The sequence below is a fragment of the Streptomyces sp. NPDC003034 genome, from assembly GCF_053591375.1.
Genome location: NZ_JBSFTS010000017.1, coordinates 42,717 through 60,107, shown reverse-complemented (window position 1 = coordinate 60,107; position 17,391 = coordinate 42,717). Strand labels below are relative to the sequence as shown.

Below are 17,391 nucleotides of genomic sequence, written 5' to 3'. Positions count from 1 at the left end.
CGCGGCCTCTCGGAAGACGCGGGGCGCCGGGGCGCTGCCCCGCACCGCGCGTCGTTGAGGGCGGCCGGGCGGGGTGCGGTCCATGACGCTCGCCGGCCAAGCCGAAGCCCCGCCTCGGCGGTGGGGGCGAGGCCGGGTGCAACGGCCCCGCGGGGGGCGCGGCAGGATCCGGAAGACCGGTCTACTAGGGGACCGGGTCTACTAGGGGACCGGGGCCGGGGCCCGTTCCGGTGCGGTGGTTTCGGGTGCGTCGTGCTTGCCGTACCAGGCCACCGCCACCGCGCCGGCGACCGCCAGGACGAAGCCCAGGACCGCCAGCCATTCCAGGCCGGGGCGCGAGGCGTCGCCCAGCCACAGCACACCGATCGCCCCCGGCAGGACCGTCTCGCCGACGACCAGGGCGGCCGTCGCGCCGTTCACCGAGCCGATCTGGAGCGCGACCGTGTGCAGGTACATGCCGCCGAAGCCCGCCACCAGGATGGCGTAGAGGGCCGGGTCGGAGAGGAACGTGCCGAGGTCGAAGGGGTCGACGCCGTCCAGGATCCGGACGCCGACGCCCAGCGCGCCGAAGCCGAGGCCCGACAGCAGGCCCGCCAGGATTGCGGCGCGCCCGCCGAGGAGGCGTACGGCGACCGTGCCGCCCACCATCAGCAGCACGGTGATCCCCAGCAGCCACCAGTGCGTGGACATCGGGGCGTGGTGGCCGCCCTCGTGGCCCGCGGCCGTCGCCAGCAGCACCAGCGCCGTGCAGACGACGCCGATCGAGGTCCATTCCTTGCGGGTCAGCCGGATGCCCAGCAGCTTCACGCTCAGCACCGCGGTGATCACCAGGTTGGCGCTGATCACGGTCTGCGAGAGGAAGAGGGGCAGGAGCCGGGCGGCCAGGGCGCCGAGACCGAAGCCCACGAAGTCCAGGATCGTGCCGACGATGAACTCCCAGGTCATCGCCGCTTTCGCGGTGGACGACAGATTGGGGCCGCCGTGGGCGGTCACCCCGGCGGCGGCCGGGGACATCCGGGCCGCACGGCGCGAGCCCACGGCTTGCAGCACGGACCCCGTGCCGTAGCAGATGGACGCCGCGACAGCGGTCAGCAGGCCTATGAGCACCGAAGGCTCCGTTCACGTCTGGCAGGTTTTGCGTACCACTGCCAGACGTCCGAACGGGCCCGGAAGTTGCCTGCGGAACTCAACTCATTGACGCGAGGACGCCCGGGACCTCGTCCACCGAGTCCACGAGTGCGATCCGGGACTCCATCGCACGGCCGCGTGCCAGGGTCTGGAGCAGGGGCCACGCCGGGAGGTGCTCGGTCCAGTGGGTGCGGTCGACCAGGACCATCGGCGCCGGCTCGCCGCGCGATTCGTAGTAGTTCGGCGTGGCGTTGTCGAAGATCTCCTGGACCGTGCCCGCCGCGCCCGGCAGGAAGACCACGCCCGCGGTGCACCGCGCCAGCAGCCCGTCCTCACGGGTGGCGTTCGCGAAGTACTTCGCGATGTGCCCGGCGAACGCGTTGGGCGGCTCGTGGCCGTAGAACCAGGTCGGAATGCCCACCGAGTCGCCGCCGGCGGGCCAGCGCTCCCGTACGGCGAAGGCCGCCCGCGCCCAGTCGGACACCGACGGGACGAAGGACGGTGCCTTGGCCAGCAGATACAGGGCGTCGGGGAGTGCCGCGTCCGGGGCCTGGGCGAGGTAGGCGCCGAGGTTGGCCGCCTCCATCGCGCCGGGGCCGCCGCCGGTGGCCACCGTGAAACCGGACCGGGACAGTGCCCGGCCCAGCTCGGCTGCGCCGCGGTACTCCGTACCGCCGCGGGACATCGCGTGGCCGCCCATCACACCCACCACCCGGGCGTCGGCGAGGTGCTCGTCGAGGGCGTCGCCGATGGCGTCGTCGTGCAGGGCGCGGAGCATCGAGGAGAGGATGTCGCCGTCGGTCCCGGTCTCCTGGAGCCAGGCGTACGTCTGGGCGTCCGCGGTGGCCTCGTAGCCGTCGGGCAGCCCCCGGTACAGCTCCTCGGGCGTGTAGAGCAGGCCCCGGTACGGGTTGAACGGCAGGTCGGGCAGCGGCGGGAAGACCAGTGCGCCGTCCGCGCGGACCTTCGCCGCGGCGTCGGGCTCCATCGGGCAGCCCAGGAAAACGGCCGCCGAGGTGTCGGCGGCCAGCAGCGCGAAAGTCCGCTCCAGGAGGTTGACCGATTGGACGCGGTAACCGCTGAGCGAGCCGCGGGCCGCGACCTGGTCGAATTCGGCGAGCGTCTCGATCTCGATGTCTGCGTTGACCATTCGGCCCACCCTAAGGGCTGACCGCTCAGCGGGTCAGTGCCAGCGACGTCAGCTGCGCCACACCCCAGCTCAGCGGTAGGCACACGGCGGCAAGGGCGGTGGCGCGCAAACTCACCGCCGTACGCAGGACCTTGGCCGGAGCGCCGAGGTCGAGCAGGGTCTCGCGGGTGGCGCGGCGGGCCTGGCGTGCCTCCACCGCGGATGTGAGAAGGGTCGCGGCCGCGCAGGCCGCGACCAGCGCGGCCGCCATCGAGGTCAGCGGTCCCAGCGGAAGGAGGAATCCGCCGCGGTCGCGCAGGGCCAGCGCGGTGATGGCGCCCGCGCCGACGGCGCACAGCACGCCGAGCGGCGGGCCGAGCCGGGGGGCCTCCTCCTGCAGGGCCCGTCCGGCCAGCAGCCGCAGCGCGCCGGGGCGGACGGCCTGCACCAGCGTCCCGCAGGCGTAGGCCAGGCCCGGCCCGGCGAGGGCGAGCCCGATCGCGGTCAGTGACCAGCCGGCGAGCATCCCGGCACTGCCCCGGCCCGCGTAGACCTCGGCGGCGAGCCCGCACGCCGTGAGGGCGACGCCCCACGGCACACCGGCCTGCGGGGCGGGCGGCCGGGGCGGGCGGGGCCGCAGTGCGATCACCGTCGCCGCGCAGGAGGCCAGCGGCACCAGGAGGAGCAGGGTGAGGGCGCCGGCCACGGGCAGCGGCCGGCCGGCGTGGAGCAGCTCGGCGCCGGCTCCGTCCAAGGGCAGTCCGCTCAGGTCCCCGCGCAGGTGGAGGAAGGAGGCCAGGGCCAGGGCGCTGCCCAGGGCGCCGGCGATGGCGGTGGACAGCGCCGCGATGAGGCCGAGGCGTACGGGTCCCAGCCCGGCGGCGTCCAGGCCCTGGCGCGGCCGGGTCGCCGGGTCGGTCCTGGCCACGGCGACGGCGAACTGGACGGTGGCCGCCACGGGGATCAGGGTCCACAGCAGCCGCGGGAACGATCCGGCGGGCCGCACCATGGCCTCGGCGAGCACGTAGAGCAGCAGGAACCCGGTACCGGCCGAGGCGGCGGCCACCAGCAGCCGGCGCACCTGGACGAGCGGCCTGGCGCCTCTGGCTAGGCGGAGAGCGAGCACGCGGCTTGGTCCTCCGGGGTCTCGGCGGCCGGGGACACGGCCGGGGAGGCGGCGGCGGAGGGGCCCGCGGCTCCGGCGGGGCGGCCGTCGATCAGGGCGAACCTGCGGTCGGCGGCGGCCGCGCTCTCCTCGTCGGCGGTGGCCAGCAGCACGGTGATCTCGTGGGAGCGGGCCGCCGTGGTCAGGGTCCGCAGCAGCAGGGTCCGCTCGGCGCGGTGCAGCGGGGCCGTGGGTTCGTCGGCGAAGATCACCGCGGGCTCGTTGACCAGGGCCCGGGCCAGGGCGACCCGCTGCGACTCCGCCCGGGTGAGGGCGGAAGGGCGCTTGCGGGCGAAGCCGCCGATGTCGAGGCGGTCCAGCCACGCGCAGGCGGCGTGCTTGGCGCTGCGGTGCGAGGCTCCGGCGATCAGCAGCGGCAGGGCCGCGTTCTCCCAGACCTTGAGCTCGGGCAGCAGCTGGGGGTCCGGGCCGATCCACCCGAACCGGTCGCGGCGCAGCCGTTCACGGGCCAGGGCGCCCATGGTGTGCACGGGCACGCTGTTGAACCAGACCTCGCCCTGCTCGGGCGTGAACTGCCCGGACAGGCAGCGCAGCAGTGTGGTCTTGCCGCTGCCGCGCGGGCCGGTCAGGGCCAGGATCTCGCCCTGGCGGACTCCGACGGAGACGCCGATGAGGCCGGGGGAGCCCCCCCCAGACTTCGTCCGGGGGGACCCCCTGTGGGAGTAGTGCAGGGAGCGTGCCCAGAGCACATCGTTGTCCGGTGGGGCCACCATGGCGTACACCTCTTCGGTTCGACTGCGGATCGGGACTGGACCAGCCCGGCTCCCCCGTCCGGGGGAACGAAGGCGGAGGCCGATCGGTCACTGGGGCCGTAAAGAGATGTAAAGAGATGAACGTCTTGTCGGCCGACAGCACACGGCCCGGACCCTCGCGTTCTCACTCGAACGGAGGATCCGGGCCGTGTGGTGGAGCCGGTGGAGCATGGGTGGAGCCGGTGGAGCCGGTGGAGCGGGTGGAGCTGTGGGCGGGACCGGAAGCCTAGAGCTTGGTCCACGCCTCGGTGAGCACGGAGCGCAGGATGCCCTCGATCTCGTCGAAGGTGCCCTGGTCCGCGATCAGCGGCGGCGCGAGCTGGATGACCGGGTCACCGCGGTCGTCGGCCCGGCAGTACAGGCCGTTCTCGAAGAGCGCCTTGGAGAGGAAGCCGTAGAGCACGCGCTCCGTCTCCTCGTCCGTGAAGGACTCCTTGGTGACCTTGTCCTTGACGAGCTCGATGCCGTAGAAGTAGCCGTTGCCGCGGACGTCGCCGACGATCGGCAGGTCGTGCAGCTTCTCCAGCGTCGCGCGGAAGCCGTCCTCGTGGTCCAGCACGTGCTGGTTGAGGCCTTCCTTGTCGAAGATGTCGAGGTTGGCGAGGGCCACGGCGGAGGACACCGGGTGTCCGCCGAAGGTGTAGCCGTGCAGGAAGGTGTTGTCGCCCTTGTAGAACGGCTCCGCGAGGCGGTCGGAGATGATGCAGGCGCCGATCGGGGAGTAGCCCGAGGTCATGCCCTTGGCGCAGGTGATCATGTCCGGGACGTAGCCGAACTTGTCACAGGCGAACATCGTGCCGAGGCGGCCGAAGGCGCAGATCGTCTCGTCGGAGACCAGCAGCACGTCGTACTCGTCGCAGATCTCGCGGACCCGCTGGAAATACCCGGGCGGCGGCGGGAAGCAGCCGCCGGCGTTCTGCACCGGCTCCAGGAAGACGGCCGCGACGGTGTCGGCGCCCTCGAAGAGGATCTCCTGCTCGATCTGGTCGGCGCACCAGCGGCCGTAGGCCTCCGGGTCGTCGCCGTAGATCGGGGCGCGGTAGATGTTGGTGTTGACCACCTTGTGCGCGCCGGGGACCAGCGGTTCGAAGGGGGCCTTCAGGGCCGGCAGGCCCGTGATGGACAGGGCGCCCTGCGGGGTGCCGTGGTAGGCGACCGCACGCGAGATGACCTTGTACTTGGTGGGCTTGCCCTGGAGCTTGAAGTACTGCTTGGCGAGCTTCCAGGCGGTCTCGACGGCTTCGCCGCCACCGGTGGTGAAGAAGACCTTGTTCAGGTCGCCCGGGGCGTAGTCGGCGAGGCGCTCGGCGAGCTCCACGGCCTTGGGGTGCGCGTACGACCAGATCGGGAAGAAGGCGAGTTCCTGGGCCTGCTTGTAGGCGACCTCGGCCAGTTCCTTGCGGCCGTGACCGGCGTTGACCACGAACAGTCCGGCGAGGCCGTCGAGGTAGCGCTTGCCCTTGTCGTCCCAGATGTAGGTGCCCTCACCACGCACGATGGTGGGGACGGGTGCGTTCTCGTAGGACGACATGCGGGTGAAGTGCATCCACAGGTGGTCGTACGCGGTTTTGGAGAGGTCCTGGCTCACGGGCTATCGAGTTCCCCACATGTAGGTCTGCTTCTTCAGCTTCAGGTATACGAAGCTTTCGGTTGATCGCACGCCGGGGAGCGTGCGGATCCTCTTGTTGATCGTTTCGAGCAGGTGGTCGTCGTCCTCGCAGACGATCTCCACCATCAGGTCGAACGAGCCTGCGGTCATCACCACGTACTCGCACTCGGCCATCGCGGTCAGAGCGTCGGCCACGGGGTCGAGGTCTCCCTCGACGTTGATGCCGACCATCGCCTGGCGCCGCAGCCCCACGGTGAGCGGGTCGGTGACGGCGACGATCTGCATGACGCCCTGGTCGAGCAACTTCTGCACGCGCTGGCGCACCGCTGCCTCGGAGAGGCCGACGGCCTTTCCGATGGCCGCGTAGGGACGGCGACCGTCCTCCTGCAGTTGCTCGATGATCGCCAGGGACACAGCATCGACCGAAGGGGACGGTTGTCTGTTCCTGGAATCTGCGCTTCGACTGACCACAACCTCACTGTGCACGAGGAGTCGTCTGTTCCGCAAGACGGAATCGATGAAATCCGTCGTTTCACGATGACGATCTCACTGATTTCGTAGTTCGTGGCCGTTGGCCCTGTCGAACACGTCCGCCGAGAGGCTAGGCTTGGGAACCGTCTCAATCATTGGACATGTGATCAGGAGTGTGGCTGTAGTGACCACCGAACTGCGTCGTCTGCGCAACTACATCGGCGGAGAGTTCAAGGACGCCGCCGACGGCCGGACCACCGAGGTGGTCAACCCCGCCACCGGTGAGGCGTACGCCACCGCCCCGCTCTCCGGCCAGGCCGACGTCGACGCGGCCATGGCCGCCGCCGCGGCCGCGTTCCCGGGCTGGCGCGACACCACGCCCGCGGAGCGGCAGAAGGCGCTGTTGAAGATCGCGGACGCCTTCGAGGCGCGTGCGGACGAGCTCGTCGCCGCGGAGTCGCAGAACACCGGTAAGCCGCTGGGCCTGACGGCCAGCGAGGAACTGCCGCCGATGGTGGACCAGATCCGCTTCTTCGCGGGCGCGGCCCGTCTGCTGGAGGGCCGCTCGGCCGGCGAGTACATGGAGGGGATGACCTCGATCATCCGCCGTGAGCCGGTCGGTGTCTGCGCCCAGGTCGCGCCGTGGAACTACCCGATGATGATGGCCGTGTGGAAGTTCGCCCCGGCGATCGCCGCGGGCAACACCGTGGTGCTCAAGCCGTCTGACACCACCCCGGCCTCCACCGTCCTGATGGCGGAGATCATCGACTCGGTCCTGCCCAAGGGCGTCTTCAACGTCATCTGCGGTGACCGCGAGACCGGCAAGGCCATGGTGGAGCACTCCACCCCGGCGATGGCCTCCATCACCGGCTCGGTCCGCGCGGGCATGCAGGTCGCCGAGAGCGCCTCGAAGGACGTCAAGCGCGTCCACCTGGAGCTCGGCGGCAAGGCCCCGGTCGTGGTCTTCGAGGACGCCGACATCGCCAAGGCCGTCGAGGACATCGCGGTCGCCGGCTACTTCAACGCCGGCCAGGACTGCACCGCCGCCACCCGCGTGCTCGTGCACCGGTCGATCCACGACGAGTTCGTGGCCGCGCTCGCCAAGGCCGCCGCCGACACCAAGACCGGCCAGCCGGATGACGAGGACGTGCTGTACGGCCCGCTGAACAACCCGAGCCAGCTCAAGCAGGTCGCGGGCTTCATCGAGCGCCTCCCCGCGCACGCCAAGGTCGAGGCGGGCGGCCACCAGGTCGGCGACAAGGGCTACTTCTACGCCCCGACCGTGGTCTCCGGCCTCAAGCAGGACGACGAGATCATCCAGAACGAGGTCTTCGGCCCCGTCATCACCGTCCAGTCCTTCACGGACGAGGCGCAGGCCCTGGAGTACGCGAACGGCGTCGAGTTCGCCCTCGCGTCCTCCGTGTGGACCAAGGACCACGGCCGCGCGATGCGGATGTCCAAGAACCTCGACTTCGGCTGCGTGTGGATCAACACCCACATCCCGCTCGTCGCCGAGATGCCCCACGGCGGCTTCAAGAAGTCCGGCTACGGCAAGGACCTTTCGGCCTACGGCTTCGAGGACTACACGCGCATCAAGCACGTGATGACCTCGCTCGACGGCTGATCAGGCTGCCGATGCGGCTGCTGGTCGGGCTGATCGGGGCCGAGCGGCGGCAGCGCTGAGCCGACGGGGCGGGCGGTGGACGGCATGTCCACCGCCCGCCCTTTCGTGTGCTGCCCTCTCGTGTGCCCGCCTTCTCGTGTGCCCGGCCTACCGGCTGAAGGCCGGTGACGAAGTCCGTGACCGCGCGGCCGGCGTGCGCGTCACCGCCCCAACTCGGCCCGTACGGCGGCCAGCACGTCCACGCGGTTCGTGGTCACCGAGTCCACCCCCGCCCTGAGCAGGGCGCGCATCGTCCGCCGGGTGTCCGCCGTCCAGGCCGACACCAGCAGCCCGTCACGGTGCAGAGCCTCCGTCAGCTCCCGGCCGACCAGCCCGAAGCGGTAGTTGAGCCACCGCGGCGCCACCGCGTCGATCAGGACCCGGCGCGGCGGCGACAGGGTGGTCCAGGTCAGCGCGATCTCCGCGCCCGGATCGGCGGCGCGCACGGCCAGCATGGTGCGGGGCCCCGCGCAGTAGTACGTCCGCTCGCGCGCCCCGCACTCGCGCACCTGGCCGACGACGGTCCGTACGGCCTCCTGCGTGGCGCCCGGCAGATCGATCATCAGCCGGCCGGCGCCGGCCGCCGCCAGGGCCTGCGGCAGTGACGGAATCCCGTCCCCCGTCAGCTCCTCGAGCCGGGAGGCCGTGACGGCGTCGATCCGCACGTCATGGCCCCACAGCCGCTTGAGCGTCTCGTCGTGCAGGAGGACCGGCACCCCGTCGCGGGTCAGCCGTACGTCGATCTCCACCGCGTCCGCCCCGTGGGCGAAGGCGGAGCGGATCGAGGGCAGGGTGTTCTCGCGGACACGGTAGGGATCGCCGCGGTGGCCGACGGCAGTCAAGGTGCGCATGGAGCCCATTCTCCCGGGCAGTTCAGCGCGCGAGCCATTCGGCGGTGTAGGCGTCGATCTCCGCGGCCAGCCTCGCCTTGCCGGCCGGGTCCAGGAAGGAGGCCTCGACGGCGTTCTTCGCCAGCTGTGCGAGGCCGCGTTCGTCGAGGTCGAGGAGGCGCGCGGCCACCGCGTACTCGCTGTTGAGGTCGGAGCCGAACATCGGCGGGTCGTCGCTGTTGATGGTGACGAGCACGCCCGCCGCGGCCATCTCCTTGACGGGGTGCCGGTCGAGGTCGGTGACGGCGCGGGTGGCGATGTTGGAGGTCGGGCAGACCTCCACCGCGATGCGGTGCTCGGCGAGGTAGGCGAGGAGCTCCGGGTCCCGGGCGGCGCTGGTGCCGTGGCCGATGCGCTCGGCGCCGAGCTCCCGGATGGCGTCCCAGACCGTCTCCGGGCCGGTCGTCTCGCCGGCGTGCGGCACGCTGTGCAGGCCGGCCGCCCGGGCCCGGTCGAAGTACGGCTTGAACTGCCCGCGCGGGACACCGATCTCGGGGCCGCCGAGGCCGAAGGAGACCAGGCCCTCGGGGCGCAGGTCGACGGCGAGGCGGGCGGTCTCGGCGGCGGCCTCCAAGCCGGCTTCGCCGGGGATGTCGAAGCACCAGCGCAGGATGACGCCGAGCTCGGCCTCGGCGGCCTTGCGGGCGTCCTCGATGGCGGCCATGAAGGCCGTTTCCTCGATGCCGCGGCGGGTGGAGGAGTACGGGGTGATGGTCAGCTCGGCGTAGCGGATGTTCTGCCGGGCCATGTCGCGGGCGACCTCGAAGGTCAGCAGCCGGACGTCCTCGGGGGTGCGGACCAGGTCCACGACGGACAGGTAGACCTCGATGAAGTGCGCGAAATCCGTGAAGGTGAAGTACTCGGCGAGCGCGTCGGGATCGGTGGGGACCTTCGAGTCGGGATGCCGGGAGGCGAGTTCGGCCACGATGCGCGGGGAGGCCGAGCCGACGTGGTGCACGTGCAGTTCGGCCTTGGGCAGCCCCGCGATGAAGGGGTGCGGGTCGGTCATGAAGGTGCCTCCGGGGGCGTGCGTGCGGTCAGGTCGGGCTTCATCGTAGGCAGGGCCCGGTGACTGTCGGTGGCAGCGCTTAGCATGACTGTACGAAAGGGGGGCGCCGCATGACCGAACAGAGCCCTGAGCCGAGAGACCCCTGGGCGCCGCCGGAGCGCCCCGCCGTGGGTCTCGGCAAGCCGCAGGGGGCGCCGGGCATGCCGGGCCGGCCGTCGGTGCACGACCAGCCGACGATCGCGGGGATGCCGGGGGGCGCCACGCCTCCGTCCGCTCAGACCCCGCCGCCCCAGGCTCAAGCCCAGGTCCAGCCCCCGGCCGTGGCCCCGGCACAAGCCCCGTCCGCGCCGGCCCCGGTGCCGGGGCCCGCGGTGGCGGCGTACGGCTACCCGGCCCCGCAGGACCCGGGCGCCGGCTACGGCTACCCCGCGCAGCCGTCCGCGCAGCAGGCCTACGGCTACCCGGGATACCCGGGCCAACCCTCGTATGCGGGCCACGCCCCCTACCCGCCCTACGGGGCGCAGCCGAGCAACGGGTTCGGTACCACCGCCCTCGTCCTCGGCATCCTCGCCCTGGTCGCGGTCTTCGGGTGCGTGACAGCCGTCCTGGGGGTCCCGCTCGGCATCGGTGCCGTCGTCTTCGGCGCCCTCGGCCACGGCAAGGCCGGTCGCGGCGAGGCCGACAACGGCGGGGCGGCCCTGGCCGGCATCATCATGGGCGCGCTCGGCATAGCCCTGGGCGCCCTGATGGCGGCGCTCGTGTTCACCGGGTTCATCCTGGAGGACCTGCGCGGACCGGATGACGATTCGAACTACGACAGCCCGTACTCCAACTCCCAGGTGCATCAGAGGGCGTGACCCCGGGCCCGCGGACTGGCTTCCGCGGCGCCGTCCGGCAGTGGCTGGCCGTCAGCCGGTGCCAGCGGTCTCCTCGGCGGGGTCCGTCCGCAGCCGCGTGCGCGCCTCCATCAGCGCGAAGCCCAGCAGATTGAGCCCGCGCCACCGCGCCGGGTCCAGGGCGCGCTCGTCGTCCGCCGCGAGGCCGATGCCCCAGATGCGGTCCAAGGGGCTCGCCTCCACCAGTACCCGGTCGCCGGTGGACAGCAGGTAGGCGCGCAGCGCCGGGTCGGAGGCGAACTTGTGCACGCTTCCCTCGACCACGAGGGCGTACCGCTCGCGTTCCCACACCGACTCATCGAAGCCGCGCACCAGTCGGCCCGCCTTCTTCGCGGCCGCCGGTGTCCCGGCCTCCAGCGCGGCCCGCTCGGCCTCCGGGTCCGCGAACAGCCGAGCCTTGCCCGCCATCATCCAGTGCTCGGCGGTGGCATAACGGACGTCACCGACGGTGAAGGCGGAGGGCCACCACTGGCTCAGGCAGCTCGGCCCCAGCCGTCCGTCGTGCCGCGGCCGATGCCCCCAGAACGGCAGGAACTTCACCCGCTCACCCCGCCTGACCTGCTCGATCAGCTTGTCCCTCATCTCCATGCACGCGATTCTGGCAGTCGCCACTGACAGTGCGTACGGGTTTTGGGGTGCATCTCGACAGATGGTCGACCGATTCCGTCGCGTAATCAAAAGGCAACAACGGAATCACTTGGCGCAGGGGAACACCTCTGCCAGGATCGGCACTCAATTCGAGCTGTAGCTACGGAGAGCGTGAGAGCGTGATGGGCAACCGCTTCCAGGTCAAGGACCGCTTCGCAGACGGCGCGCAGTACATCGACGGCCGACTCAGGCCGGGTACATCGGGTCAGTCGCACACCGTCGTGGACCCCGCCACCGGCGAGGAGGTCCTCACCTACGAGCTCGCGAGCACCGCGGACGTCGACGCGGCCGTCGCCGCCGCGAAAAGGGCCTTCCCGGCCTGGTCCGGCGCCACTCCCGGCGAGCGCTCCGAAGCCCTGCACCGGCTGGCCGCCGTACTGGCCGAGCAGGCGCAGGACTTCGCCCACGCCGAGTCCCTCCAGTGCGGCAAGCCGATCAAGCTGTCCACGGAGTTCGACGTACCGGGGACCATCGACAACACCGCCTTCTTCGCCGGCGCCGCCCGCCACCTCCAGGGGCAGGCGGCCGCCGAGTACTCCGCGGACCACACGTCCTGCGTACGCCGGGAGGCCATCGGGGTCGTCGGCTCCATCGCGCCCTGGAACTATCCGCTCCAAATGGCGGCCTGGAAGATCCTCCCGGCGATCGCCGCGGGCAACACCATCGTCCTCAAGCCCGCCGAGCTGACCCCGCTGACCTCCCTGATGTTCGCGCAGGCGGCCAAGGACGCCGGCCTGCCCGACGGCGTCATCAACATCGTCACGGGCGCCGGCCGGGAGGCCGGAGAGCGCCTCGTCGGCCACCCGGACGTGGTCATGACCTCCTTCACCGGCTCCACCGCCGTCGGCAAGCGGGTCGCCGAGATCGCCACCGCCACCGTCAAGCGCCTGCACCTGGAGCTCGGCGGGAAGGCGCCCTTCCTCGTCTTCGACGACGCCGACCTGGAAGCGGCCGCGCACGGAGCCGTCGCCGCCTCCCTCATCAACACGGGCCAGGACTGCACCGCCGCCACCCGGGCCTACGTCCAGCGCCCGCTCCACGACGCCTTCGTCGCCCGCGTCGCCGAACTGATGGAGGGCGTCCGCCTCGGCGACCCCTTCGCGCCCACCACCGACCTCGGCCCGCTGGTCTCCCACGCGCAGCGCGACCGGGTCGCGGGCTTCGTGGAGCGCGCCCGCGCGTACGCCACCGTGGTCACCGGCGGCGAGATCCCCGGGGGCGAACTCGCGGACGGTGCGTACTACCGACCCACCCTCATCACGGGGGCCGCCCAGGACAGCGAGGTGGTCCAGTCCGAGATCTTCGGGCCGGTCCTGGTCGTACTGCCCTTCGACACCGACGACGAGGGCATCGCACTGGCCAACGACACGCCCTACGGCCTCGCGGCGTCCGCCTGGAGCCGCGACCTCTACCGGGCCAACCGCGCCACCCGCGAGATCAAGGCGGGCTGCGTCTGGGTCAACGACCACATCCCGATCATCAGCGAGATGCCCCACGGCGGCTACAAGGCGAGCGGCTTCGGAAAAGACATGAGCGCCTACTCCTTCGAGGAGTACACGCAGGTCAAGCATGTGATGTACGACAACACCGCGGTCGCCGCCAAGGACTGGCACCGCACCGTCTTCGGGGACCGATAGCACCCTAGCCGCGTGACCAGCGGCGCACCCATCCCGAAAGGGCAACGCGCATGGAGCAGTTCGAGCCCGACCGCCTCTCACCGGCGCAACGCGCCGCGATGCGACGCAGCCTTGACCACGGGCGCGGCGCCCTCAGCCGCCGTTCACTGCTGCGCGCGTCCGGACTGGGAGCGCTCACGCTCGGAGGCATGTCCACCCTCGCCGCCTGCGGCATCCCGCCGGCCAGGCGCGAGGGCGCGCAAGCGGCTTCCGAGGACCACTCGGCGGAGGAGAAGGAGATCAACTTCTCCAACTGGACCGAGTACATGGACATCAGCGAGGACGAGAAGAGCCGTCCGACCCTGGAGGAGTTCACCCGGCGGACCGGGATCGAGGTCAAGTACAGCGAGGACATCAACGACAACGTCGAATTCTTCGGCAAGGTCCGCCCGCAGCTCGCGGCCGGCCAGGACACCGGACGCGATCTGATCGTCGTCACCGACTGGCTCGCCGCCCGCATGATCCGCCTGGGCTGGGCGCAGAAACTGGACGCCTCCCGCCTTCCGCACGCCTTCGCCCATCTCTCCCCGCAGTTCCGCAGCCCCGACTGGGACCCGGGCCGCGCGTACAGCTACCCCTGGACCGGCATCTCGACCGTCATCGCCTACAACTCCAAGGCCACCGACGGGAAGAAGGTCGACTCCGTCAGCCAGCTGCTCGACGACCCCACGCTCAAGGGCCGGGTGGGCTTCCTCACCGAAATGCGCGACACCGTCGGCATGACCCTGCTCGACCAGGGCAAGGACCCGGCGAAGTTCACCACCGCGGACTACGACGAGGCCATCGGCCGCCTCCAGAAGGGCGTCGACAAGAACCAGATCCGCCGCTTCACCGGCAACGACTACACCTCGGACCTCGACAAGGGCGACCTCGCCGCCTGTCTCGCCTGGGCGGGGGACGTGGTCCAGCTCCAGGCCGGCAACCCGGACATCAAGTTCGCCATCCCCGCCGCCGGCTACATCATCTCCAGCGACAACCTGCTCGTCCCCGCCAAGGCCCGGCACAAGGCCAACGCCGAGAGGCTCATCGACTACTACTACGAGCTGCCGGTCGCCGCCCAGCTGGCCGCCTTCATCAGCTACGTCTGCCCGGTCGAGGGCGTCAAGGAGGAGCTCGCCAAGATCGACCCCGCACTGGCGGACAACACCCTGATCGTCCCGGACCGGGCCATGACCGCCAAGTCCCACGCCTTCCGCTCGCTCAGCGGCGAGGAAGAGACGGCGTACGAAGAGAAGTTCGCCAAGCTCATCGGCGCCTGAGGGCGTGTCCGCACAGCAGTGGACGGCGCCCCCGTCCGGCGGCGCCCGCCGATCCCCGCCCCCCTTTCCCACCCAACCCCGGGACCGACCCATGACTGACAAGACCGCGGGCGGCGACGTCCGCCTCGCCGGGATCAGCAAGCACTACGGCGCCTTCACCGCCGTGCATCCGCTGGACCTCACCATCCCCCAGGGCTCCTTCTTCGCCCTGCTCGGCGCCTCGGGCTGCGGCAAGACCACCACCCTGCGCATGATCGCCGGCCTGGAGGAGCCCTCCACCGGCACGGTCCACCTCGGCGACCGCGAGGTCACCCACCTGCCGCCCTACAAGCGCCCGGTCAACACGGTCTTCCAGAGCTACGCCCTCTTCCCGCACCTGAGCATCTACGAGAACGTCGCCTTCGGGCTGCGCCGCCGGGGCATCAAGTCCGTCAAGAAGCAGGTCGACGACATGCTGGAACTGGTCGAGCTCGGCCAGTTCGGCCGGCGCAAGCCGCACCAGCTCTCCGGCGGCCAGCAGCAGCGCGTCGCCGTCGCCCGCGCCCTGATCAACCATCCCCAGGTGCTCCTGCTCGACGAGCCGCTCGGCGCCCTCGACCTCAAACTGCGCCGCCAGATGCAGCTGGAGCTCAAGCGGATCCAGACCGAGGTCGGCATCACCTTCGTGCACGTCACGCACGACCAGGAGGAGGCCATGACCATGGCCGACACGGTCGCCGTGATGAACGGCGGCCGCGTGGAGCAGCTCGGCGCCCCCGCCGAGCTCTACGAGAACCCGCGCACCACCTTCGTCGCCAACTTCCTCGGCACCTCGAACCTCATCGAGGCCTCGGTGGAGTACGCGGGGGGCGCGTCCGGCGAGGTCGTCGTCGCCGCCTCCGGCACCCGGCTGCGGCTGCCCGCCGCCCGCTGCGCGACCGCGCCCACCACGGGCGGAAAACTGCTGGTCGGAGTGCGCCCGGAGAAGATCTCCCTGGTCCACGCCGACGACGAGGACACCATCGCGGCCGACCGCAACAAGGTCGCCGGCCGCATCGCGGACTCCTCCTTCATCGGCGTCTCCACCCAGTACGTCATCGACAGCCAGGTCTGCCCCGGGCTTGAGGTGTACGCCCAGAACATCGAGCGCGACACCCGCCTCGTCCCGGGCGCCCAGGTGATCCTGCACTGGAACCCGGAGCACACCTTCGGCCTCGACGCCGCGCAGGACATCGACGCGGGCATCGAGTCGGTCGAGGAGAGCGCGTGACCGCCACCACCGCGCCGCCCCAGGCCCCCGCGCCCGCCGGACCCCCGGTCCACCGGGCGACCCTGCGCAAGCGCCTGATCCCGTACTGGCTGCTGCTCCCCGGCATCCTGTGGCTGCTGGTCTTCTTCGTCCTGCCGATGGTCTACCAGGCATCGACCTCGGTGCAGACCGGCTCCCTCGAAGAGGGCTTCGAGGTGACCTGGCACTTCCAGACCTACTGGGACGCCCTCACCCAGTACCTCCCGCAGTTCGCGCGCTCCCTGCTCTACGCCGGCACCGCCACCGTGCTGTGCCTGCTGCTGGGCTACCCGCTGGCCTACCTGATCGCCTTCAAGGCGGGACGCTGGCGGGGCCTCCTGCTGGTCCTGGTCATCGCCCCCTTCTTCACCAGCTTCCTCATCCGCACCCTCGCCTGGAAGACGATCCTGGCCGACGGCGGCCCCGTCGTCGCCGTCCTCAACGACATCGGCTTCCTGGACGTCACCAACTGGCTGGGCATGACCCAGGGGGACCGGGTGCTGGCCACGCCGCTCGCGGTCGTCTGCGGGCTGACGTACAACTTCCTCCCCTTCATGATCCTGCCGCTGTACGCCTCGCTGGAGCGGATCGACACCCGGCTGCACGAGGCGGCCGGCGACCTGTACGCGCGCCCCGCCACGGTCTTCCGGAAGGTCACCTTCCCGCTGTCCATGCCGGGTGTGGTCTCCGGGACCCTGCTCACCTTCATCCCGGCGAGCGGCGACTACGTCAACGCCGAACTGCTCGGCTCCACGGACACCCGCATGATCGGCAACGTCATCCAGTCCCAGTACCTGCGGATCCTCGACTACCCGACGGCGGCCGCGCTGTCCTTCATCCTCATGGCCATCGTGCTGATCGTGGTCACCATCTACATCCGCCGAGCGGGGACGGAGGACCTGGTCTAAATGTCTCAACCCATCGCGCGTCGTCCGGCGCGTCGTCCCGCGGGTCGTCCCACGCGTCGTCCCCTCGCCTGGCTGCGGCGCCATCTCGTCACCATCGCCGGGCTCTCCACGCTCGCCTACATGATCCTGCCCAACGTCGTCGTCACCGTCTTCTCCTTCAACAACCCCACCGGACGGTTCAACTACGCCTGGCAGGAGTTCTCGCTCGACGCCTGGAAGGACCCCTGCGGGGTGGCCGAAATGTGCGGCTCCCTCGCACTGTCCCTGCAGATCGCCCTGTGGGCCACCATCGCCGCGACCGTGCTGGGCGCCGCCATCGCCTTCGCGCTCGTCCGCTACCGCTTCCGGGGGCGCGGCGCGGTCAACTCGCTGATCTTCCTGCCCATGGCCATGCCCGAGATCGTGATGGCCGCCTCGCTGCTCGCGCTCTTCCTCAACATGGGTGTCCAGCTGGGCTTCTGGACGATCCTCATCGCCCACATCATGTTCTGCCTCAGCTTCGTCGTCGCCGCCGTCAAGGCGCGTGTCCTGTCCATGGACCCGAGGCTGGAGGAGGCCGCCCGCGACCTGTACGCGGGCCCGGTGCAGACCTTCGTACGGGTCACCCTGCCGATCGCCGCCCCCGGCATCGCGGCGGGTGCGCTGCTCTCCTTCGCGCTCTCCTTCGACGACTTCATCATCACCAACTTCAACTCGGGCAACACCGTCACCTTCCCCATGTTCGTGTGGGGATCGGCCCAGCGCGGTACGCCTGTACAGATCAACGTCATCGGCACGGCGATGTTCGTCATCGCGGTGCTGGTGGTCCTCGCCGGCCAGATGGCGGCCAGCCGCCGGAAGAAGGCCCGGCCCAGGTAGCCGAAGAGGCGCGCCGTGGACCGCGGCGCGCCGACAGTTCCG

Annotated in this window: 16 protein-coding genes; 7 read left to right on the top strand and 9 right to left on the bottom strand. The window is 70.9% G+C overall.

The window, feature by feature from the left end; translation table 11 throughout:
• Nucleotides 1–201: 201 nt before the first annotated feature.
• The 6 genes from ACWDX7_RS18335 to ACWDX7_RS18310 all read right to left on the bottom strand — a co-directional run bounded on the left by ACWDX7_RS18335 (nt 202) and on the right by ACWDX7_RS18310 (nt 6,290).
• On the bottom strand, nt 202–1,107 hold the full coding sequence (locus ACWDX7_RS18335; RefSeq protein WP_451489893.1) for a hypothetical protein: 906 nt from the start codon (nt 1,105–1,107) through the stop codon (nt 202–204).
• Nucleotides 1,108–1,186: 79 nt separating this feature from the next.
• Nucleotides 1,187–2,278: an LOG family protein gene (locus ACWDX7_RS18330; protein ID WP_451489892.1), complete on the bottom strand. Its 1,092-nt coding sequence runs from the start codon at nt 2,276–2,278 to the stop codon at nt 1,187–1,189.
• 25 nt (nt 2,279–2,303) lie between these two features.
• Nucleotides 2,304–3,383, bottom strand: a complete 1,080-nt coding sequence (locus tag ACWDX7_RS18325; protein ID WP_451489891.1) for a hypothetical protein — start codon at nt 3,381–3,383, stop codon at nt 2,304–2,306.
• Nucleotides 3,365–4,156 (bottom strand): ABC transporter ATP-binding protein, encoded by a 792-nt coding sequence (locus ACWDX7_RS18320; protein WP_451489890.1) that lies wholly within the window; start codon nt 4,154–4,156, stop codon nt 3,365–3,367. The genes ACWDX7_RS18325 and ACWDX7_RS18320 overlap by 19 nt, the downstream gene beginning before the upstream one ends.
• A 265-nt stretch (nt 4,157–4,421) precedes the next feature.
• A complete protein-coding gene (locus ACWDX7_RS18315; RefSeq protein WP_451489889.1) occupies nt 4,422–5,783 on the bottom strand; it encodes an aspartate aminotransferase family protein in 1,362 nt (453 codons plus the stop codon).
• A gap of 3 nt (nt 5,784–5,786) precedes the next feature.
• Complete coding sequence (locus ACWDX7_RS18310; protein ID WP_401454370.1) at nt 5,787–6,290, bottom strand: Lrp/AsnC family transcriptional regulator; 504 nt, start codon at nt 6,288–6,290, stop codon at nt 5,787–5,789.
• 169 nt (nt 6,291–6,459) lie between these two features.
• On the opposite strand from ACWDX7_RS18310, the gene ACWDX7_RS18305 reads away from it, so the two are divergent.
• Nucleotides 6,460–7,899 (top strand): gamma-aminobutyraldehyde dehydrogenase, encoded by a 1,440-nt coding sequence (locus ACWDX7_RS18305; RefSeq protein ID WP_451489888.1) that lies wholly within the window; start codon nt 6,460–6,462, stop codon nt 7,897–7,899.
• A 200-nt stretch (nt 7,900–8,099) separates the two neighbouring features.
• Here ACWDX7_RS18305 and ACWDX7_RS18300 read toward each other — a convergent pair whose 3' ends face one another.
• Nucleotides 8,100–8,789 carry a glycerophosphodiester phosphodiesterase gene (locus ACWDX7_RS18300; RefSeq protein WP_451489887.1) on the bottom strand — a complete coding sequence of 230 codons (690 nt, stop codon included), beginning with the start codon at nt 8,787–8,789 and terminating at the stop codon, nt 8,100–8,102.
• Nucleotides 8,790–8,811: 22 nt separating this feature from the next.
• The gene (locus ACWDX7_RS18295; protein WP_451489886.1) at nt 8,812–9,837 is read right to left on the bottom strand and encodes an adenosine deaminase; all 1,026 of its coding nucleotides are present in this window, start codon (nt 9,835–9,837) and stop codon (nt 8,812–8,814) included.
• 110 nt (nt 9,838–9,947) lie between these two features.
• On the opposite strand from ACWDX7_RS18295, the gene ACWDX7_RS18290 reads away from it, so the two are divergent.
• Complete coding sequence (locus ACWDX7_RS18290; RefSeq protein ID WP_451489885.1) at nt 9,948–10,694, top strand: DUF4190 domain-containing protein; 747 nt, start codon at nt 9,948–9,950, stop codon at nt 10,692–10,694.
• 51 nt (nt 10,695–10,745) lie between these two features.
• On the opposite strand, the gene ACWDX7_RS18285 is transcribed toward ACWDX7_RS18290, so the two are convergent.
• Nucleotides 10,746–11,321, bottom strand: a complete 576-nt coding sequence (locus ACWDX7_RS18285) for an NADAR family protein (RefSeq protein WP_451489884.1) — start codon at nt 11,319–11,321, stop codon at nt 10,746–10,748.
• A 182-nt stretch (nt 11,322–11,503) separates the two neighbouring features.
• On the opposite strand from ACWDX7_RS18285, the gene ACWDX7_RS18280 reads away from it, so the two are divergent.
• The 5 genes from ACWDX7_RS18280 to ACWDX7_RS18260 all read left to right on the top strand — a co-directional run bounded on the left by ACWDX7_RS18280 (nt 11,504) and on the right by ACWDX7_RS18260 (nt 17,349).
• Entirely contained in the window at nt 11,504–13,018 is a 1,515-nt protein-coding gene (locus ACWDX7_RS18280) for a gamma-aminobutyraldehyde dehydrogenase (protein WP_451490035.1), read from the top strand.
• Nucleotides 13,019–13,068: 50 nt separating this feature from the next.
• Nucleotides 13,069–14,316 carry a polyamine ABC transporter substrate-binding protein gene (locus tag ACWDX7_RS18275; protein ID WP_451489883.1) on the top strand — a complete coding sequence of 416 codons (1,248 nt, stop codon included), beginning with the start codon at nt 13,069–13,071 and terminating at the stop codon, nt 14,314–14,316.
• Between the two features lie 91 nt (nt 14,317–14,407).
• Nucleotides 14,408–15,565: an ABC transporter ATP-binding protein gene (locus ACWDX7_RS18270; RefSeq protein ID WP_451489882.1), complete on the top strand. Its 1,158-nt coding sequence runs from the start codon at nt 14,408–14,410 to the stop codon at nt 15,563–15,565.
• A complete protein-coding gene (locus tag ACWDX7_RS18265; RefSeq protein WP_451489881.1) occupies nt 15,562–16,491 on the top strand; it encodes an ABC transporter permease in 930 nt (309 codons plus the stop codon). Before ACWDX7_RS18270 ends, ACWDX7_RS18265 begins: the two co-directional genes overlap by 4 nt.
• A 120-nt stretch (nt 16,492–16,611) precedes the next feature.
• The gene (locus ACWDX7_RS18260; protein WP_451490034.1) at nt 16,612–17,349 is read left to right on the top strand and encodes an ABC transporter permease; all 738 of its coding nucleotides are present in this window, start codon (nt 16,612–16,614) and stop codon (nt 17,347–17,349) included.
• Nucleotides 17,350–17,391: the final 42 nt, after the last annotated feature.

Bases quoted from the DNA above. Each gene is read 5' to 3' on its own strand.
- ACWDX7_RS18330 (WP_451489892.1), bottom strand. From the start codon at position 2,278: ATGGTCAACGCAGACATCGAGATCGAGACGCTCGCCGAATTCGACCAG.
- ACWDX7_RS18260 (WP_451490034.1), top strand. From the start codon at position 16,612: ATGATCCTGCCCAACGTCGTCGTCACCGTCTTCTCCTTCAACAACCCC.
- ACWDX7_RS18295 (WP_451489886.1), bottom strand. From the start codon at position 9,837: ATGACCGACCCGCACCCCTTCATCGCGGGGCTGCCCAAGGCCGAACTG.
- ACWDX7_RS18275 (WP_451489883.1), top strand. From the start codon at position 13,069: ATGGAGCAGTTCGAGCCCGACCGCCTCTCACCGGCGCAACGCGCCGCG.
- ACWDX7_RS18285 (WP_451489884.1), bottom strand. From the start codon at position 11,321: ATGGAGATGAGGGACAAGCTGATCGAGCAGGTCAGGCGGGGTGAGCGG.
- ACWDX7_RS18280 (WP_451490035.1), top strand. From the start codon at position 11,504: ATGGGCAACCGCTTCCAGGTCAAGGACCGCTTCGCAGACGGCGCGCAG.
- ACWDX7_RS18320 (WP_451489890.1), bottom strand. From the start codon at position 4,156: ATGGTGGCCCCACCGGACAACGATGTGCTCTGGGCACGCTCCCTGCAC.
- ACWDX7_RS18300 (WP_451489887.1), bottom strand. From the start codon at position 8,789: ATGCGCACCTTGACTGCCGTCGGCCACCGCGGCGATCCCTACCGTGTC.
- ACWDX7_RS18270 (WP_451489882.1), top strand. From the start codon at position 14,408: ATGACTGACAAGACCGCGGGCGGCGACGTCCGCCTCGCCGGGATCAGC.
- ACWDX7_RS18290 (WP_451489885.1), top strand. From the start codon at position 9,948: ATGACCGAACAGAGCCCTGAGCCGAGAGACCCCTGGGCGCCGCCGGAG.